The following is a 20140-nucleotide window of genomic DNA, read 5'->3' as shown; positions in this document are numbered from 1 at the left end:
CGTCGAGAATCTTTAATTATCTAATTTATTAAAAGATGTTGCGTAGCAACATCATCCTTAATTGCAAATTGCTAATTGCTAATTGCTAATTGCTAATTTCTAATTGCTAATTTCTAATTGCTAATTTCTAATTGCTAATTGCAAATTGCAAATTGCAAATTATTATATTAGTCTCCTATTGCCAAAAATATATCTTCGAAAGTTTTAACCAAATTAATTTCTTTAACTTTACTAAATGTATCAGTAAAAATTTCTTTACTAAAAACAATAGTTTGTTTAGGAAAATCTAATCGAATTTCAAAGGGGTCATTGCAATACAAAACTTTATATTTAGGTTCAGTTAGAACATTCACAAGAGTAGTATCATCACCGTATTCATAGGTAGATAGATCAATATCTACACTCAATAAATCTTCTAAGGGATAATACACATTTTCTACTTTATCTAAAGTATTTTGCATATAATCTAAATTCCATTCATCATTTTTTACTTTTTCCAATTCTTTATCATCAGTAGCCTCTAATATATTTATATACAATTGCCTATTCATTCTCACATTTATAATTCCAACACCAATCACAATAATTATTAAACTCATAAAAATGGAGAAAATTATTTTTTTACTCATTAAAAAAGCACCTCCTTACCTAAAGGATGTACTTTTTAACTTTTTTTATTCAGTTTGCTTATTAAAAAGCTCTGCAATTATCCTCGCTATATACTTTGTTGAGTTTTTAGCCTCATCTAAAGTATTTACAAATGAACCAACTTCTATCAATAGTGCATTCTCGCTAAGGTCTTGGTTATAAAAACTAACTCCACGATTTCGATATAAAACATTTTTGCTGATACCTGGGAACAACTCATTAGATATATCTATCATACCATTAACATTTTCCACTGTAGTGCTAAAATATGGATTATCTTTCGTCAGTACAAACATAAATTTTGCACAGCTCTCGCCATTTAAATTAACTGTTATAGAATTCTTGTCTTCAACAGAATCCCTATGTAGATCAATAACTAAATCAAATTCTCCATACTGTTGCATATAACTATTAAGAGTATCCCTAGAATACGAATACGCATGCACGTAGTCTTCAACATCATGATATGTAGTATCATGGATAGTTTTTATACCATATTTCTCTAATTGATTTTTCAATTCTTCTCCAACAGCACAAACACTTTCCTCTTTATTTTTACTAGTTCCCGATGCTGGTTTATAACTCTCACAGGTATGCGTATGATATATTAAAATCTGTGGTTCACTTGACATTGGTTTAACTAAAGCTTCATTAAAAACTACACCAGCATCTAGCATTTCATCTTCGTTTTTTTGAACTAAATCCTCCTCATCCAATTGAAAATTATCATCTTGACTTGTATCAGGATTATCTAAATCATCATTACTATTCTTCTCATCACTCGCAGCTCTTTCATAACTATCCCCATTATAAAAACCGTCTAGAAATGCCATCTCTTTTACTAAAATTGTTGAAGGCTGCCAGATATTAATTCCGAAATTAGTATATATTATATTACTAAGAGATAAATAGTTTTCATCATTGGCTCCTTCTTCAAATGAAGTTGCTTCAATGGATGATACTGTCTCGTTAATTAAAGAAGCATAAAATACATTTCTCCTAAGGCCATTGTCCATAACATAATTAAGTGACCTTTGGAAAATAAAAAGAAATAAAACTAACGTAATAAAAAACATAATCAGGACCATAAAAATGTAATCTAATCTTTGTGTGAAAATAATATTTCTCTTCCTGTTCATTACCACCCCTCCTAAGTTATATCTTATATATATGAAGGGGCCTTAAAAAAATATTACTAATTTAAGTATTTATTTATTTCTTCTAAGTTTAAAGCTGGCTGCAAGGCAATATTAATTCCATTAGCTAAAACTTTTGACGTACTATCAATTATTAAATCTACTTCTTTAGGGGTAACAACTAAATCTCCTACATAAGGCTTTAATATCTCATTTATCATATTTTGTTTTTCAGTTTTATTCAAAGATTTAAGCATATTATAGAAATCTGATCCACTGCTTGATTGTTTAATCATTTCGTCTATAGCCAAATCAATAGTGTCGTTTGCTAAAGTTGCAGCATCAACTACAGTAGGAACTCCTACTGCTATAACAGGAATGCCAAGGGTCCTTTCGCTTATCTCCATTCTTTTATTCCCAACTCCTGAACCAGGAGATATTCCTGTATTTCCTATTTGAATGGTCCTATTTACCCTAGATAATTTCCTTGAAGCAAGCGCATCTATACATATTAATAAATTAGGTTTTATCTTCTCAACTACTGATTTAATAATCTCTCCCGTTTCGATTCCTGTAATACCCAAAACACCTGGTGATAAACCACAGACTGGTCTAATTCCCTCGTCAATTTTGTCCGGTATTAATTGTTTTAAATGTCTTGTTATCATTATTTTTGAAATAACCTTAGGACCTAGTGCATCGGGAGTAACATTCCAATTACCAAGTCCTACAACCAAAACAGTCATATCTTTACTAACTTCAACTAACTCCATTAAATTTCTGCCTAAAACATCGCTAATTTCATCCATAGTATCCTTATCATAATGAACAAATTCTGGCATATCGATAGTTATATATGTTCCTATAGGCTTACCAAGTTTTTTCTCTCCAATTTCATTTAAAATGTTTACCTTTGTAATATGAGCTTTCCCATCGTCATTCTCTTCAACTAACAATCCATCTAATTTAGAACCTTCTTTTTTCTCATACATCTCTTTAGCTTCTACAGCTAAATCTGTTCTAATTGACACTCTTACACATCCTTTCGTATTTTGCATTGTGCATTGATAAAATTATTTTCCCCATATTTATAGTATAAATTCACTTTTTACCCATAAATATAATTGTATCTTTTAAAATTATACTTGAAGAGGTTAATATTTAATGCTATAATATCATTTGTTGAGTTAGGCAATATATGATAACCCTACGCGCTGCTTAACCCTACCAAATTACAAGGGGGTGAAATCATGGCAAATATTCAATCAGCTAAGAAAAGAGTTAAAGTTATAAAAACTAAAACTCTTAGAAATAAGATGATAAAATCAGCATTAAAGACTCAAGTAAAAAAATATGAATCTGCTTTAGAAGCAAAAGATTTAGGTGTTGCTAAAACAGAATTAACATCTTGTATAAAAGCTTTAGATATGGCTGCTTCAAAAGGCATTTTACATAAAAATAAAGCTGCAAGAACAAAATCAAGACTATCTGCAAAATTAAATAATTTAAGCGCGTAATTAAAAAGCCAGTGCAATTGCACTGGCTTTATAATACTGTTATTTTCATAATCAGAAATTCTAATTCTGTTTTCGTATTAACACTAACAGATTTTAATCTTTTTTCAGTTTCGATACATTCTTCAAGGCATTTCTTTAGGTAAGTAAACGAAAATTTCCTACTTTGAGTAACCATCTTATCACAAATATAGCTATTAAGCTTTAACTCTTTAGCTAAAACCCCAGAATTTTTACCATTATCAATTCCTACACGAATTTGAGTTAATAATCTCATTTGTCTTTCTATCATATATAAAATTGAATTTACAGCTTCTCCTTTAAATATCAATTCATCAAGAATATCTATTGCCCCATTTGGGTCTCTTTTAGATAAAAAATCAACTAAATTAAATATATCATTTTCACTTTTTCTACTAACCAAAGCATCAATGTCTTTTCTAGTTATATTCTCATTTTCTGTATATGCGCATAATTTATCAACTTCATTTTCAATTATATCCAAATTATTTTGTACATAAGAGCAAAATACCGCCAATTCTAATTTTTTAATATCCTTTCCTTTTTCTAAAAACATTTCTTTGACCTTATCCTCTAAAAATCTTCCTTTAAGTTTACCTATTTTAACTACTTCAATTTTTTTATCTAAGCTCTTAACTTTTCTGCTTTCTTTTTCTCTGGCATTAGAAAAAATATAATAAAATATCAAAACACAATCTTTTTGAATTTCTTCAATATATTTTTTTATTTCCTTATATGATTTTTCACTATTCTTGTCACAATCATCCCTGAAAAAATCAGCTCTATAAACCAAAACAACCTTCTTATCACTCATAAAAGGGAGAGTTTCGCAAGCATTTATTAATTTTTGAGGATCAATTGTTTGTCCATCAATTTCAACATAATTCAATTCATAAAACTCTTTATTCAAGCATTTATTAACAATCTTTTCAACAGATTCTTTTATGTTTTTTTCATCGTCTCCACAAAATAAATAAATATTTTTAATATCACCTTTTTTAATATTCTTATTAAATGTAACTAAATCTATCAACTTTTCATCCCCCAATTTATTTTAATAATAGTGTGAAGTGTGGAATGTGAAGTGTGAAGTTCCGGATAGTTTTGCTACGCAAAACCTACTATTTAATTTAAAGATTTGATAAGAATGATGAAATCATCCATAATTCCACACTCCGCTCTTCACATTTCACACTATTACCTCCATAATTCTAAATCAAAAATTCATCTTCAAAAAAATCTGTTGTCCTAATAAAAAAACAGGCACATACTTAGCCAACTTATAGCCTTTATTGAAAAATATATAACACACATACACCAAAAAAATAACAATCCCATCAAAATAATTAAGTTGTATTCTTAATGGCATATATTTCACGAATAGATATTCTATATTATAAAATGAACTGATAAATATAGAATTAATTGTAGTAATCACATTAAAAACAATTGGTAATTTCAAAAATAAAACACCTAAATTTCCCAGTATAATTATAACTGAAAAAAGGGGTAAAAATATTATATTAGATAACAAAGAAAAAATACTCACTTCTTCAAATACAAATATTAGATATGGCATAGTAAAAATTTGAGCACTAATAGTTAAACTAATATTCTCAGCAATATTTTTCGGTATATAATAAATCTTTCTTTTAATTCTATTATAATAGATTATTATCCCAACACAAGCTAAAAAAGATAAATGATATCCAACACTAACAGCTTCATAAGGCTTTATTAGCAATATTATTATACTAGCTAAGCAAAGAGATGACAAAGAATCATATTCTTTTAAAATCTTTTTTGAAAATTTATTGGTACAAACCATAATAAAAGCCCTAAGGGCAGATACCTTCCCCCCTATAAAAACCAAATATAAAAGGCTAGGTATTATAGCATAAATTCCTATAAACTTTTCTAGAAAACTATAAATTAAAACCATATGAAGTCCTGATACACATAAAATATGAGATATACCCATGGCCTTTACTTTATCTTTAGTATCATAACTCAAATATTGATCCTCACCGAAGCAAACCGCCAACACTACTCCTCCGCTAACTTTTCCGTAAGACTCAATATATTTATTAAATATTTTTTCTCTCACTGAATAAAACTTATAAATCATATCTTTTTCTTTTAATTGGATTTCCTTCGCATCTATTCTACCAATTATTCCTTTTGATAAATCCCTTTCGTCTATGTAGTTGCCTAAAACAATTATTGGCATCCCCTTTTCTAATTGAATATAGCTTTTTTCTAAAATCACATTTCTATTTAGATATGTACATACATAAGAGCTTCCTTTTTTCTCTACAACTCTTAAATCAAAACAATCTTCTGTTTTGGGATTAAAATATAAAGAAACAGAAAATACTCCAATGATAAAAAAGAATACTAATACTAATTTGCTAGCTTCTTTATTGAATATTAATAAAATAAAAAAAAATGCAGTTATTACTGCACCACAATAAACATTTTCAATAAACAATGAATATGCTAAGCAACCAAGGAAATTTACTAATGAATAAAAAACAAGAGGTCTATCCATCTATATTATCCTCACCATCAAGTTCTATAGTTATTTTAACATTATCAAATTCCGGCTCTAGCTCTACATCTACTACATTAGGAGTAGCTTCTATATTTTTCAACTTAAAATACTGATCTGTATATAATTGTGCTGATTCTATATTAATTTTATTATATTCTGAACGATACTCATCTCTTGGAATATTTAAGAACTCTTTATTACTGCCTTTAATTATAGTTTCTACTACGTTCTTTGACATATAAGCACCTCCATTTTTTATTTTATCCAAAAATTTTATATTTAATCTTAATAATTGTTTATTTTATAACTCATTTATTTCAAAAAAAACATCTACAAGTATTTTATTATTTATAAATATTTAACTAATACTTTAATCTATTCTTTTTTAGTATCATCGATTTTATTCTTCAATTTTTTTGTGACTTCTACTCCATCATTATATAATCCTGAAGCACCTAGTCCAATTATTATTCCTTCTAAGATTCCTTTTCTGATATCTTCTGTCCCTAAAGCTATTATTCCATATAAAATTCCTATAAACAGCGATAATAAAGGTAAAAATTTTTGTGGAATCCCTATCCTTCTAAAAATCATATTTATTGCTGCTACAATAGGAATATGAGCTATTGCTGTACCTGAAAATTCCATATAAACCTCCAATATGAATTATTTTTTTCTAATCAAACTACCATATATAAAAAATTCGAGTTACATTTTAAAACATTGCTGATATTTAAGCTGGGTAATTTATATAAAAGATCATTTTGATTATAGTTAAATATAAGTCCATATCAACAACTCTTTCATTGAGAGTTAGAATTAAAATTTGCTTGTACACATATTTCAGACAGTTTGGTTATACTATTATAATACTTACCTAGTAGTTATAAAGTTACACAAAAAAAGCATACAGATAAATCTGTACGCTTACTTTCTTTAACTATTCTTTAACCATCGTTTAAACATCGTTCAACTATTGTTCAACTATCGTTTAACCATCGTTTAACTATTGTTCAACCACTGTCATTCATTTTTATTTAATTTCATCCAAAGTCAAAAGAGAATTATCTTTTCGTCTCAGCTTAGCCAATTCAATTTGATTTTCAATAAGCTTATTTTGCAAGTCCATAATCTTATATTTAGATGATTGTAATTCAAATCTTAATTCTTTATTTTGCTTAAGCAGATTCTTTTTATCACCCATATAACTTTTTAATTCCTCGTGCATATTTTCAACTTGAACATTTAATTCTTTATTCTCTTCTTCATTTTTCTTTATTAATCTACTTGCCTCAGTACTATCTAATTTTATCTGTAACTCTGCATTATAGTTTTCAAGGCTTTGTATATACTTTTTCATATCTTCAAATTGTTTCTGCAATTCTTGATATTGTTTTTTAGCCTCATTTATATCTTTTAGCATGATTTCATTATTGTCTTCTAATTTAAAACATTCATCTGCAATATTACAAGCTGTAAGTATTGCTACATCAGAAGTACTCAATTTCGAATTATACTGAAGGATATTTTTAAATTTTTTATCTATATGACTAGCTACAGAATGTAGATAGGCTTCGTTTTCTTCACCTTTTAAATTGTATTCAATTCCATTAATCTTTACTGTTACAACATTCATAGGAACACCCTCTTAGATAAGTTATTCATAAATTATGTATTTTTAGAATACACATATCTATATTTTAACATATTATCATTTTTTATAAAATGATTTTATCTAAGTTCTGCTCCTAAATTATTCTCTAAAGTTCTAACAATTTTATCATGGACTTTATTAACGTCCTTATCTGTAAGAGTTCTATCAGCTTCTCTATATTTCAATGAATATGCAACAGATTTTTTACCCTCTGGTATCTGCTTGCCTTCATATATATCGAATAATTTATAACTTTCTAATAGTTTTCCACCCTTAGATTTAATAACTTTTTCTATCTCTTTTACTAAGATTTCTTTATCTAATAGAATAGCTAAATCTCTTGAAACAGCAGGATATTTCGGAAGCGCAGAATATTTCACTTCTCCTTCTATACTAGTAAATAATTTATCTATATTTATTTCCCCAACATAACACGGAACTTCAATATCATAGTTCTCACTAACATCAGGATGAATTTCTCCTATTGTTCCTATTACTTCTTTTCCGATAAGTACTTTGGCCGTTTTTCCTGGGTGGTAGCTCTTATTATCTTTTTCTCTTTCGAAATTTAAATCTTTAATTTTAAATTTACCAATTAAATTTTCCACTATACCTTTTAAATTAAAGTAATCCACATCTCCGTATAACCCAATCGTTAATATATTCCTTTCTTCTGGAAGTTTTTCTCCTGCAACAGGTATATAAACCTTACCTATTTCAAATAATCTTGCATATTCATTACTTCTTGTATAATTTCTTGACAAAGCTTCCATCATTGAAGGAAGAGTAGTAGTACGCATTATACTATAATCCTCTCCTAATGGATTTTTTATTTTAACAGTATTTCTTAAAATATCTTTTCCGTCAAGCATTATCTTATCAAACACTTTAGGGCTTACAAAAGAATACGCTATAGACTGATTTAATCCATCTGCTACTAAAACATCTATTAATTCACTTTGTAATTTTTGTTCTGGTGATTTTCCACCTCTTGGACTCTCTATATTAGGAATAGTTGAAGGTACATTATCATATCCATATATTCTTGCAATTTCTTCAGCTACATCTTCTCTTATGTTTACATCACTTCTAAAAGTAGGCACATGAATTACAAGTTCACATCCATCAACCGAAGTAATCAAATCTAATCTGTTTAAGTATTCTTTCATAGCTTCTTTAGAAAGTGTTAATCCTAAGAACTTATTAACCCAGTTAGAGTCAACTCTTAGTACATGTGGCTCTACAGCTTCAGGATATACATCCACAGTACCTTTCATAACCTCTCCAGCTCCTAGTTGTTGAACAAGACTGCACGCCCTATTAAGAGCTATTTCAGAAAGATTCGGATCAAGGTCTTTTTCAAATTTAGTTGAAGCATCTGTCCTAAGTCCTAATTTCTTTGATGATAATCGTATATTAGTTCCATCAAAATTAGCAGCTTCAAATATTACTTCAGTAGTATCATCCTTAATTTCAGAATTTAATCCACCCATAATACCAGCAATACCAACTTTTCTATCGCCGTCTTTTATACACAATATTGATGAATCTAAATCTCTTTCTTGCTCATCTAAAGTGATAAATTTCTCACCATCTTTAGCTCTCTCTACAACAATCCTATTTGTTTCAATTTGTCTGCTATCATATGCATGCATTGGTTGCCCTAATTCTAATAATATAAAGTTTGTAATATCAACTATGTTATTAATAGGTCTTAGTCCAGATTCTATCAATCTTTCTTGCATCCATTCTGGAGACGGTGCTATTTTAACATTCTTTATTCCTCTAGCCATATATCTTCTACATAGTTTATCATTTATTTCCGCTTCTAATACATCCTCTATGTTTTCCTTTGACAATGGTTTAAACTCAAGTTTCGGCAATTGATATACTTTATTTAAAGTTGCTGCTGTTTCTCTTGCAATACCTATAACACTCATACAATCTGGTCTATTTGATGTTATCTCAAAATCAAGCACTACACTTTCTAATTTCACAACTTCTTTAATGTCAACACCAATGGGTGTTTCTTCTGGCATAATCATAAGTCCTAAAATCTCTTCATCATTAGCAATTCCAAGTTCTTCTTTAGAACAAAACATACCATTAGATACCATTCCTCTTAATTTACCTTTTTTAATCTTTGTTCCATCAGCTAAGATTGAACCATGCAATGCTACTGGAACTACATCATTTTCTTTCATATTTGTGGCCGCTGTAATAATCTGAATATTTACTTCTTGCCCAATATTTACACTACATACAAATAACTTTTCAGCATCTGGATGTACTTCGATTTTATCAATTTTTCCTGTTACAACCTTAGATATATTATTCCCTGTTTTTATTACTTCTTCTACCTTTGAACCTGATAATGTAAGCGCATCTCCAAGTTCTTCTGCTGTTATATCTATATCAACATAATCATTAAGCCAATTTACTGGTACTTTCATTATTTTACCTCCTATACTTTAAATATTAAAATTGTTCTAAAAATCTTGTATCTGCTTCATATAGTAATCTTATATCATCAATACCGTATTTAAGCATTACCATTCTATCTAATCCAAATCCAAAAGCAAATCCACTATATACCTCAGGATCAATACCACAATTTTTAAGAACTTCAGGGTGAACCATGCCACAACCTAAAAGTTCAATCCAGCCTTCCCCTTTACAAACATTACATCCCTTTCCACCACAAACAAAACATGTTGCATCCATTTCAGCAGAAGGTTCAGTGAAAGGAAAATGATGTGGTCTAAATTTAGTATTCATTTTATCTCCAAACATCTTTTTAGTAAATAACTCTAAAGTTCCTTTCAGATCAGCAAAAGTTATTCCCTTATCTATAACTAAGCCTTCAACTTGATAAAAAATAGGTGAGTGAGTTGCATCAACCGAATCTGATCTGTACACTTTTCCTGGTGATATCATTTTAATTGGTGGTTTTTGATTTTCCATAGTCCTTATTTGAACAGGTGAAGTTTGAGTTCTTAAAACTACGTCATCATTTATATAAAACGTATCTTGCTCTCCTCTTGCAGGGTGATTTTTAGGAATATTCAAAGCTTCAAAGTTATAATAATCAAGTTCTACTTCTGGTCCCTCTTCAATAGAAAATCCCATAGATATAAATATTTCTTCAATGCTATCAAGTGTTAATTGCAGTGGATTTTTATGTCCTAGGTAAGTTTTTTTACCCGGCATAGAAATATCAATAACCTCATTTCCCAATTTTGCTTCTTTTTCTTTCTTCTTTAATAAATCACTAGTATCATTAAGAAAACTTTCTATGCTTTCTCTTACTTCATTTGCAACCTTACCTATTATTGGTCTTTCTTCCTTAGTAAGTTCCTTCATACCTCTTAATATTCCTGTAAGTTCCCCTTTTTTACCTAAAACTTTAACTCTAATATCGTCCAACTCTTTTAAACTCTCTGCACCTTTTAATTCTTCAAGTGCATTACTTTTGATTTGAAGTAATTTTTCTTTCATTGTTTATCTCCTTTCTTTTTATACATTCTTTTCAATGCACAATGCACAATGCACAATGCACAATTAATGATAATTCTCTCCCTTCCGTCGAGAATCTTTATTTATATTAATTAATCAATTTATTGATTAATTACGTTCTATTAAATCAAAAATTCTGTACAACAAAATCATCCTCAATTACAAATCATCTTTTATCTTTAATCTTTAATCTTTTATCTTTAATCTTTTATCTTTAATCTTTTATCTTTAATCTTTAATCTTTTAACTTCACTCTTCACTCTGCAAATTGCACTCTTCTTTTTAAAAAAGTTCTGCAAATTGCACTCTTTTCCAATAAAAAAACCCCATCCCACATAAAAAGGGACGGAGTTACCGTGTTACCACCCAAAATTAGCAATAATGGCGCGCACACGTCAATATTAGCTCACTTCATTAAAATAACGGCTCTACCGCTAGTCACTACTATTACTTCACAACTAGAACTCCGGAGGGAACTTCAGTAAAATTATTCATAAAAAGGCTCTCAGTTTACAACCTTTTCTCCCTATAATAAATGCATTAACTTACTTTCTCCATCATTGTCTTATAATTAAATAGATTTTTAAAAATCTATGCTTTTTGAATTACTAGTAACATTATAACCACAAATTACTTTGTTTTCAATAATTTTATCTAAATTAATTAAATCATTTTTTTTGACGCAACATTTCATATATCATTATACTACCAGCTACTGCTGCATTTAAAGACTCTGCTCCACCAGGCATTGGTATTTTAACCTTTATATCAGCAATATCGATAATTTCATCACACAAGCCATTAGCTTCGTTGCCTATAGCCAATATTACGTCATCATCATAGTTCACATCATAAAAATTAAACTCTGTATCCAAAGAACTAACCACTAGTTTAAATCCATCTCTTTTAAAATCCTTTAATTCGTTTATATCAAAATCATTAAAAATAGGAATTTTAAAAACTGATCCCATAGTAGACCTCAATGTTTTATCATTATACAAATCTACGGACCCTTTAGTTATAATCACTCCAGCAACTCCTGCAGCATGTGAAGTTCTTATAATTGTACCCATGTTCCCAGGATCTTGTATTCTATCTAAAAGAACATATAAGCCTTTTTTAGTAGGCTGTATATATTGTTTCATTTCAACAACGGCTAATATCCCCTGTGGATTTTTAGTAGTTGATATATACGAAAGTAATTTATTATCTACTTTTATTATGTCAACATTTTTTTTAACCATACACTGATTAATTATATTACTAAATTTCTCAATATAATTATCTTCTACAAATAAATATTTTATATTAAAATTTGAAAATACCAACTCCTGAACAAATCTCAATCCTTCAATCACAAATAAATTTTTTTCTTGTCTATATTTTTTAGTTTGTAGTTTTTTTATATCTTTTAGCAATAAATTATCCCTGCTTTTTATTTCCCTCAATTTCATCACCATGCTATTTTTCTATGACTTCTTCTATTTTACCAATTTCTTCTACTCCACCTATGGATAAAATCTTATCTCCAGCTTGCACTTGATCCAATGCAGATGGTGACACATTTATATCTTTTCCTCTTTTAATAGCCATAACATTTATTCCATATTTAGCTCTTAAATCAAGTTCTTGCAAAGATTTACCATACCAACTTTCTGGAACAGCAATTTCTGTAATACTATATTCTGGTGAAAGATTGATATAATCTAAGATGCTTGAAGATACTAAGTTATGAGCAACCCTTACCCCCATGTCTCTTTCTGGAAATACAATTTTATTTACTCCAAGCTTTATAAGAACTTTTTCATGCAAATTACTATGTGCCTTAGCTACAATATGAGGAACCCCAAGGTCTTTACACAAAAGAGCTGCCATAATATTCGCTTGCACATTAGATCCTATTGATATAACAGCTACATCAAAATTTCTAATCCCAAGTGTCCTAAGTATATTTTCATCTGTAGCATCAGCTTGCACTGCATGCGTTACTTCATCAGAAATGCTTTGGACTTTTTCTTCATTTTCATCAATTGCTAATACATCATAACCCAATGAATAAAGTGTAGTAGCTATCGAATATCCAAATCTTCCAAGACCAATTACAATGAATTGTCTTTTTTTCACAATATCACCTCTAACCAACGAGTATTTTACCTTCAGGATATTTTATAGAGATTCCCTTTCCTTTACTAGATAAAGCTAACATTAAAGTTAAAGGCCCTACCCTTCCAATATACATTGTTATCGCAACAATAAGCTTTCCTATAAAACTCAAATTAGGTGTCAAACCTAAACTTAACCCAACAGTTCCAAACGCTGAAAAAGTTTCGTAAACAACATATTCAAACGACATTCCTTTTTCAGTAACACTAAGTATTAATACATCAAGCATAATTACTGCTAACGCTATAAAAACAATAGCAAGTGTTTTATAAATTACTTCCTTTTTAATTGTTCTATTAAAAATAACAGTATCTTCTTTGTTCCTAATTACTGAAACAACAGTCATAATTAACAAACCAACAGTTGTAGTTTTTACACCACCAGCTGTAGAGCCAGGCGAACCACCTATAAACATTAACATGATAGTTAAAAATTTACCAGCCGTAGTCATAGCTGCTGTCGAAATAGAATTAAAACCAGCTGTTCTTGTTGTCACTGAAGCAAATAAACTATTTATAATTTTGTCCTTAAATCCCATACTTCCTAGAGTTGCAGGATTTTTGAACTCAAATAGAAACATAAGAATCCAACCACCAATAAGCAATACAGACGTCATAGTAATTACCAACTTTGCATGCAATGACAATTTTTTAAATCCTTTATAGTTCCATATTTCAGCCCATACAGCAAACCCTAGTCCTCCTACAATGACAAGTGCTGATATTGTAATTATAACAACAGCATTATCCGCAAAAGGCACAAGACTATTTCCTGTTAAATCGAACCCGGCATTACAAAATGCAGATATGGAATGAAATACACTAAAATATATCCCTGTCGTAACGCCATATTTAGGTATGAATCTAGTACTTAAAAAAATAGCGCCTGCACCCTCTGTTGCAAAAGTAAATAATAATATATATTTTGAAAGTTTTACCAATCCTTGAAGTGAAAAAGAATTCATAGCTTCTTGCATGACTAATCTTTGTTTAAAAGAAATCTTCCTGCCTGCAATAAGGGCTAGTAATGTAGCAAATGACATAAATCCTAGTCCACCTATTTGAATTAAAATCAAAATAATAGTTTTCCCAAAATAACTCCAATGCTCAGCTGTATTAAGTGTTACAAGACCTGTTACACACACTGCCGAAGTAGCAGTAAAAATACAATCAATTAATGAAGTTCTAGTTCCATCCCTCGAAGAAATAGGTAACCCTAAAAAAAACACTCCAATTAATATTACAATTGCAAATCCTAAGGCTAGTATTTGAACTGGTGTCAATTTTTTTGTTGCTTTCATATGCACAGTAAACACCTCTATTAAACCCTCTAATAATAATTATGTTCTTTTAAACATTTGATAATAATTATATCATTTAATTATTTTTTGTCAAAAAAATAATATGCAGCCATAAGCTGCATATTTTAAGAATTTAATTGTTTTTTTGCTTGATCTACTAAGTTAGCAAATGATTCTGGATCATTTATAGCTATCTCTGATAACATTTTTCTATTTATATCAATTCCAGCTAGCTTAATTCCATTCATAAATCTTGAGTAAGATAATCCATTTAATCTAGCAGCAGCATTAATTCTAACTATCCACAATCTTCTGAAATCCCTCTTTTTAAGCTTTCTCCCAATATATGCATATCTCATTGATCTTATAACTGTTTCATTAGCTACTTTAAAAGTTTTACTTCTTCTTCCGTAATAACCTTTAGCTAGCTTTAATACTTTTTTATGTTTTTTACGAGCATTTACCGCTCTTTTAACTCTTGCCATATCGTAAACCTCCTTCTACTTTTTCTACTATAGGTATGGTAATAATTTCTTCATTACTTTCACTTGTGAATCTGAAACTAAAGTTGCTTTTCGTAAATTTCTTTTTCTTTTAGATGATTTCTTAGTTAATATGTGACTTTTGTAAGCTTTAGCCCTTTTTAATTTCCCAGAACCTGTTTTCTTAAATCTTTTTGCAGCACCTCTATGAGTTTTCATTTTTGGCATTGTAATTCCTCCTTCCAGTTATGCTTTTTTTGGAGCTAATATCATAATCATATTTCTGCCTTCTAATTTAGGCTGTTTCTCCATTATACAAACATCTTCAATTTTAGAAAAGAATCCTTTTAAAATGTCTCTACCTTTGTAAGTATAGTCATTTTCTCTTCCTCTAAATCTGATAGTAACCTTAACTTTATCTTCATCGAGCAAAAATTTTCTTGCTCTATTAGCTTTTATCATAATGTCATGTTCTTCAATAGTTGGACTCATTCTAATTTCTTTTAAACTAACAATTTTTTGTTTTTTCTTAGCTTCTTTGTTTTTCTTAGTAAGTTCATACACATACTTGTTATAATCCATTATTTTGCAAACTGGCGGAGTTGCCTTGTCTGCTATCAACACTAAATCTAACTCTTTTTCCTCTGCAAGTTTCAAAGCTTCTCTCGCAGACATAAATCCTAATGGTTCCCCATCACTTCCAAGTAATCTAACCTCTTTAAATCTGATTTCATCATTTAATTGAACTTCTTTTTTAATACTTTTCACCTCCGAAATTTTATAAAAAATAAATAATATTTCATTAATTTCTTTTAATAATTTATTAATGTAAGGCTAATAATAAGTATTTATAAAACAAAAATGGGACAGCCATAGCTGTCCCATTATAAACATGTATAATTAATATATTAATATCAATACACGCAATAACCTTACTAGCTAAGCCGCAAGGTGAGAAACAGCCAAAGTTCCTTCTTAAAACATCATTCATTTTTCATACATGTTAATAGTACTATTAATCTATATGTTTGTCAATAGTAATTTTATTATTAATCTAGATAAATTGTTTTATTTTTTACTTCTTCTTTAACTTTTGCTATAAACTCTTCAGTTTTGATAGCCCCTAAATCCCCTTCTTTTCTACTTCTTACTGCAACTGTACCCTCTTCCATTTCTTTATCACCTACTATTAACATGAATGGGATTTTAGCAAGTTGTGCCTCTCTTATTTTATATCCGACTTTCTCATTTCTTAAGTCAACTTCAAATCTTATATCATTCTCTTTTAATATTTCCCCAATCTTCTCTGCATATTCTTTTTGTCTATCAGTAATATTTATTATTTTAACTTGTACTGGTGCAAGCCAAGTTGGGAATGCTCCCGCAAAATGCTCTGTTAAAATACCTATAAATCTTTCGATACTTCCAAATATAACTCTGTGAGCCATAACAGGTATATGCTTTTCACCATCTGCACCTATATATGATAATTCAAATCTTTCTGGCATTTGGAAATCCAATTGAATAGTTCCACATTGCCAAGTTCTGCCCAAACAATCTTTTAAATGAAAATCTATTTTAGGGCCATAGAATGCACCATCACCTTCATTTATAATATAATCTAACCCTGCAGCATCAAGTGCATCCTTAAGTCCATTAGTTGCATCTTCCCAATCTTCATCGCTTCCCATAGAATCTTCTGGTCTTGTTGATAGTTCAACATTATACTCAAAACCAAAAAGTTTATAAAAATCATCAATCATTTTTATTACATTAAGTATTTCTTCTTTAATTTGTTCTTTTGTCATAAATATATGTGCATCATCTTGAGTAAAACACCTAACACGCATGAGGCCATGAAGTGCACCAGATGCTTCGTGTCTATGCACTAATCCAAGTTCACCAAGTTTAATTGGGAGTTCTCTATATGAATGAAGATTACTCTTATATGCCAAAATGGCACCTGGACAATTCATTGGCTTTATAGCATAATCTTCTTCATCTATTTTTGTGAAATACATATTTTCTTTATAGTGATCCCAATGACCTGATTGATGCCACAGCTGTTCATTTAATATAATCGGAGTTTTTATCTCACCATAACCAGCTTTTATATGAGTTTGTTTCCAATAATCTTCTAATATATTTCTAAGAATCATACCTTTAGGAAAGAAAAACGGAAATCCAGGGCCTTCTTCTTTAATGTCAAATAAGCCTAATTCTCTTCCTAATTTTCTATGATCTCTTTTCTTAGCTTCTTCTAATAAGTGTAAATACTCTTCCAATTCTTCTTTTTTAGTAAAAGCAGTACCATAAATCCTTTGGAGCATTTTATTGTTTTCATTACCTCTCCAATAGGCACCTGCTAAGGAAAGTAATTTGAAAGATTTAATTTCTTTTGTAGAAGGAACGTGTGGACCTGCACATAAATCAACAAATTCACCTTGCTTATAGAAAGAAATTATAGCATCTTCTGGAAGATCTTTTATAAGTTCAACCTTATATTCTTCCCCTTTTTCTTCCATGTATTTAATAGCTTCAATTCTTGGGAGTTCAAATCTTTCTAGTTTTAAATTTTCTTTTACAATCTTTTTCATTTCCTTTTCAATTTCACCTAGCATCTCTGGAGTGAAAGAAAACTCTGCATCAAAATCATAATAAAAACCATTTTCTATTGCTGGTCCAATAGCTAATTTAACTTTTGGGTAAAGCCTTTTCACTGCTTGAGCAAGTACGTGTGAAGCTGTATGTCTTAAAATCCATTTACCATCTGCATCTTCAAAAGTTAATATTTCTAAATCAACATCTTCATTAATTTCCATCATCAATTCAACCTTATTGCCATTTACTCTAGCCCCAAGAGCCTTTTTCCTAAGTGAAGGACTAATATTAAAAGCAATCTGACTTATAGATGTTCCTTTTTCTACCTCAATAACTTTTCCATCTTTTAATGTAATTTTAACCATTTTAAATACCTCCGTTCTTTATTCAAAAATAGTTTGCAGTTTGCAGAGTGCAAAGTGCAGTTAAAACCTTTAAATCTTAAAACTCAAAAGATTATGTGAAATATATTTAGACACAAAAAAACCCGTACCCCACAAAGGGACGAGTTATCGTGTTTCCACCCTAATTAACAGTAATAAAACAAACTTCACTGTTCACTCAAAAGCTATAACGCAGCTTGCGATTTTGCCTACTATAGTTCAACAAATGGCTCAAAGGTGGTTTTCAACAGCACTTACCCAAGAAATCTTTCAGTCAACGGATTTCTCTCTCTTTGAATAGTAATCTGTATACTTTTCCTCGTCAATGCCTATAAAATCATTCAATTTAACATAATTATATTCATCCTAAAGATTTAAGTCAATACTAATTTTAAAATTTCACTTTATTTTCATAAATATTTTTTAAAAAAATCAAATTTTAACCGGATGAACTATATCTTCGATAGATTTGTAATGTTTAAATTCCACTTTCTCTTCAAAAACATTCTTAATAGTGCCAATCATTTCATTATCATTAATATTAGTATTATTGCTATAAACCACTATTTTTTTTGGTGAATATGAAATTAATCCACTCAATACTAAATCATCAAATCCAATTTGCCCTTCATATTTAGATGTTGTAAGATCATTCATCACATCATTTATTATATTCTCACCCTCTTCATTAAGGATTAAACAGCTATCATCTTCCTTTACAATTAAATTAATTTTGTCAATTCTACTATCTTGCGTTTCAACAAAGTATTTTAGTAATTTAATAAACTCCTCATACTCCTTCTCTACCATATATCTCTCAACTATTTTATTTAATACATCTTCAAGATTTCTTCTAATATCTTTTGTTCTAAACATAAAAAATCCATCGATATTGATTTCATTATTTTCTTTAATACATGCAGCAATTTTTTCTAAGATTTCATTCCTTTTATTCACGAAATAGATTAAATTGTCTTCACTAACCACATCATCCTGGACAAATACTCTATAAAATTTTTCTGATACTATTTGCATCTCCTCATATTTTAAGAAAAAATAATTTCTTTCAATAATTCCTGTTATTTCTTCTTCACAATATTGCTCAATAAATATATCTAAAATTATTTTAGATACGTGTTTTATAACTTCTCGTTTAATCCTTGCATAATCTTCATTTTCACCTGTAATTATTTCTATAAAATGAATATCACGTTCCATTGCTTCTGATATTCCAATATTTATATCTTTTTTATTGAAATTTATATTCATCAAATCTATTTTATTTACTATATCAAATTTTTCATTTTTAAAAATTATATTCAAAAGTATCACATACTTCACTCCTTTAAAAATAGTATGTGTCTTTTAATAATTGCTATACGACATTTATTGATTTATGATATAGTTACATTGTACAAAATCCATTAAGGAGTGAATGCTTTGAAATATTTTTTTGTAGATAATAGAATTACAGAAGAAGAAGAAGATGCCTTGAAAAAATATGGCAAAATAATCAAATGTCCAGCTTGTCAAGAGTTGTACAGTGCCATTTCTGCTCATCCAGATATATTAATGCATATACTACCAAAGAATGAAATTGTTATTCACAAAAATTGTCCACAACAATTCATTAATTTATTAAATTCCCTTAACTTTAAAATATATCTATCTGAAAACAACTTAGAATATAGTTATCCATTTAATATACCCTTAAATGCACTTTCTTCAGAAACTTTTTTTATGCATAATTTAAAATATACAGATCCAATTTTACTTGAAAAAATTAAAAACAAAAAACTAATAAATGTTAAACAAGGTTATACAAAATGTTCTACTGCTATAATTAAAAAAAATGTTTTTATGACTAGTGATACAGGAATTTATAATTCTTTAATCAATATTAATTGTCATGTACTCTTACTTCCTCCAGGAGATATAGTGCTGACTGGATTAGACTATGGTTTCATAGGAGGCACGTGTGGCCTAATTGCTGAAAACACTTTAGCCTTTTACGGTAGTTTAGATTATTATAAATTTGGGAAAGAAGTTTTAGATTTTCTTAAAAAACATAAGGTTAAGCCTATTTATTTGAGAGATGGTAAACTAATAGATAGAGGAAGTATCCTTACATCCTCTATAGAATAAATTATTGTAAAATCAGCAGATAT

Annotated in this window: 20 protein-coding genes and 2 other annotated features; of the genes, 2 read left to right on the top strand and 18 right to left on the bottom strand. The window is 29.1% G+C overall.

Annotated features, from left to right (window positions below):
* Window positions 1-167 precede the first annotated feature (167 nt).
* From ACVHXK_RS06600 to gpr, 3 genes are read right to left on the bottom strand one after another with little or no spacing between them, the layout of a single operon-like run.
* On the bottom strand, window positions 168-629 hold the full coding sequence (locus ACVHXK_RS06600) for a hypothetical protein (protein WP_461205574.1): 462 nt from the start codon (window positions 627-629) through the stop codon (window positions 168-170).
* Window positions 630-674: 45 nt separating this feature from the next.
* Window positions 675-1787 (bottom strand): stage II sporulation protein P, encoded by a 1113-nt coding sequence (locus ACVHXK_RS06595; RefSeq protein WP_461205573.1) that lies wholly within the window; start codon window positions 1785-1787, stop codon window positions 675-677.
* Window positions 1788-1843: 56 nt separating this feature from the next.
* Window positions 1844-2842: a GPR endopeptidase gene (gene gpr, locus ACVHXK_RS06590; protein WP_461205572.1), complete on the bottom strand. Its 999-nt coding sequence runs from the start codon at window positions 2840-2842 to the stop codon at window positions 1844-1846.
* A 192-nt stretch (window positions 2843-3034) separates the two neighbouring features.
* Here gpr and rpsT point away from each other — a divergent pair, with 192 nt between their 5' ends.
* Window positions 3035-3301 (top strand): 30S ribosomal protein S20, encoded by a 267-nt coding sequence (gene rpsT / locus ACVHXK_RS06585; protein WP_461205571.1) that lies wholly within the window; start codon window positions 3035-3037, stop codon window positions 3299-3301.
* A gap of 28 nt (window positions 3302-3329) precedes the next feature.
* Here rpsT and holA read toward each other — a convergent pair whose 3' ends face one another.
* From holA to ytxC, 15 genes are all read right to left on the bottom strand, one after another.
* The gene (gene holA / locus ACVHXK_RS06580; protein WP_461205570.1) at window positions 3330-4352 is read right to left on the bottom strand and encodes a DNA polymerase III subunit delta; all 1023 of its coding nucleotides are present in this window, start codon (window positions 4350-4352) and stop codon (window positions 3330-3332) included.
* A gap of 183 nt (window positions 4353-4535) precedes the next feature.
* Window positions 4536-5870 (bottom strand): ComEC/Rec2 family competence protein, encoded by a 1335-nt coding sequence (locus ACVHXK_RS06575; RefSeq protein WP_461205569.1) that lies wholly within the window; start codon window positions 5868-5870, stop codon window positions 4536-4538.
* Window positions 5863-6111, bottom strand: coding sequence for a hypothetical protein (locus ACVHXK_RS06570; RefSeq protein ID WP_461205568.1), 249 nt, complete (start codon window positions 6109-6111; stop codon window positions 5863-5865). The genes ACVHXK_RS06575 and ACVHXK_RS06570 overlap by 8 nt, the downstream gene beginning before the upstream one ends.
* A gap of 137 nt (window positions 6112-6248) precedes the next feature.
* Window positions 6249-6521 (bottom strand): hypothetical protein, encoded by a 273-nt coding sequence (locus ACVHXK_RS06565; protein ID WP_461205567.1) that lies wholly within the window; start codon window positions 6519-6521, stop codon window positions 6249-6251.
* A gap of 385 nt (window positions 6522-6906) precedes the next feature.
* Window positions 6907-7509, bottom strand: a complete 603-nt coding sequence (locus ACVHXK_RS06560; RefSeq protein ID WP_461205566.1) for a cell division protein ZapA — start codon at window positions 7507-7509, stop codon at window positions 6907-6909.
* Window positions 7510-7604: 95 nt separating this feature from the next.
* Window positions 7605-9980 (bottom strand): phenylalanine--tRNA ligase subunit beta, encoded by a 2376-nt coding sequence (gene pheT, locus ACVHXK_RS06555; protein ID WP_461205565.1) that lies wholly within the window; start codon window positions 9978-9980, stop codon window positions 7605-7607.
* A gap of 25 nt (window positions 9981-10005) precedes the next feature.
* Window positions 10006-11025: a phenylalanine--tRNA ligase subunit alpha gene (gene pheS, locus ACVHXK_RS06550; protein WP_461205564.1), complete on the bottom strand. Its 1020-nt coding sequence runs from the start codon at window positions 11023-11025 to the stop codon at window positions 10006-10008.
* A gap of 356 nt (window positions 11026-11381) precedes the next feature.
* Window positions 11382-11613, bottom strand: a binding site (T-box leader).
* 98 nt (window positions 11614-11711) lie between these two features.
* Window positions 11712-12491 (bottom strand): TrmH family RNA methyltransferase, encoded by a 780-nt coding sequence (locus ACVHXK_RS06545; protein WP_461205563.1) that lies wholly within the window; start codon window positions 12489-12491, stop codon window positions 11712-11714.
* 13 nt (window positions 12492-12504) lie between these two features.
* Window positions 12505-13167 (bottom strand): potassium channel family protein, encoded by a 663-nt coding sequence (locus ACVHXK_RS06540; RefSeq protein ID WP_461205562.1) that lies wholly within the window; start codon window positions 13165-13167, stop codon window positions 12505-12507.
* A 10-nt stretch (window positions 13168-13177) separates the two neighbouring features.
* Window positions 13178-14506 (bottom strand): TrkH family potassium uptake protein, encoded by a 1329-nt coding sequence (locus ACVHXK_RS06535; RefSeq protein ID WP_461205561.1) that lies wholly within the window; start codon window positions 14504-14506, stop codon window positions 13178-13180.
* A 125-nt stretch (window positions 14507-14631) separates the two neighbouring features.
* The gene (rplT, locus tag ACVHXK_RS06530; RefSeq protein WP_461205560.1) at window positions 14632-14991 is read right to left on the bottom strand and encodes a 50S ribosomal protein L20; all 360 of its coding nucleotides are present in this window, start codon (window positions 14989-14991) and stop codon (window positions 14632-14634) included.
* Window positions 14992-15018: 27 nt separating this feature from the next.
* Complete coding sequence (gene rpmI, locus ACVHXK_RS06525; protein ID WP_461205559.1) at window positions 15019-15216, bottom strand: 50S ribosomal protein L35; 198 nt, start codon at window positions 15214-15216, stop codon at window positions 15019-15021.
* Window positions 15217-15234: 18 nt separating this feature from the next.
* The gene (gene infC, locus ACVHXK_RS06520) at window positions 15235-15786 is read right to left on the bottom strand and encodes a translation initiation factor IF-3 (RefSeq protein WP_461205600.1); all 552 of its coding nucleotides are present in this window, start codon (window positions 15784-15786) and stop codon (window positions 15235-15237) included.
* A gap of 251 nt (window positions 15787-16037) precedes the next feature.
* On the bottom strand, window positions 16038-17954 hold the full coding sequence (gene thrS / locus ACVHXK_RS06515; protein ID WP_461205558.1) for a threonine--tRNA ligase: 1917 nt from the start codon (window positions 17952-17954) through the stop codon (window positions 16038-16040).
* A gap of 132 nt (window positions 17955-18086) precedes the next feature.
* Window positions 18087-18307 (bottom strand) — a binding site (T-box leader).
* Between the two features lie 97 nt (window positions 18308-18404).
* Complete coding sequence (gene ytxC, locus ACVHXK_RS06510) at window positions 18405-19304, bottom strand: putative sporulation protein YtxC (protein WP_461205557.1); 900 nt, start codon at window positions 19302-19304, stop codon at window positions 18405-18407.
* A 108-nt stretch (window positions 19305-19412) separates the two neighbouring features.
* Between ytxC and ACVHXK_RS06505 the strand changes: the two genes are divergently transcribed.
* Window positions 19413-20117: a DUF6873 family GME fold protein gene (locus tag ACVHXK_RS06505; protein WP_461205556.1), complete on the top strand. Its 705-nt coding sequence runs from the start codon at window positions 19413-19415 to the stop codon at window positions 20115-20117.
* The last annotated feature ends 23 nt before the right edge of the window (window positions 20118-20140 follow it).

It is taken from the genome of Clostridium sp. DL1XJH146, from assembly GCF_054819755.1.
This window is presented reverse-complemented; position numbering and strand designations above follow the sequence as displayed.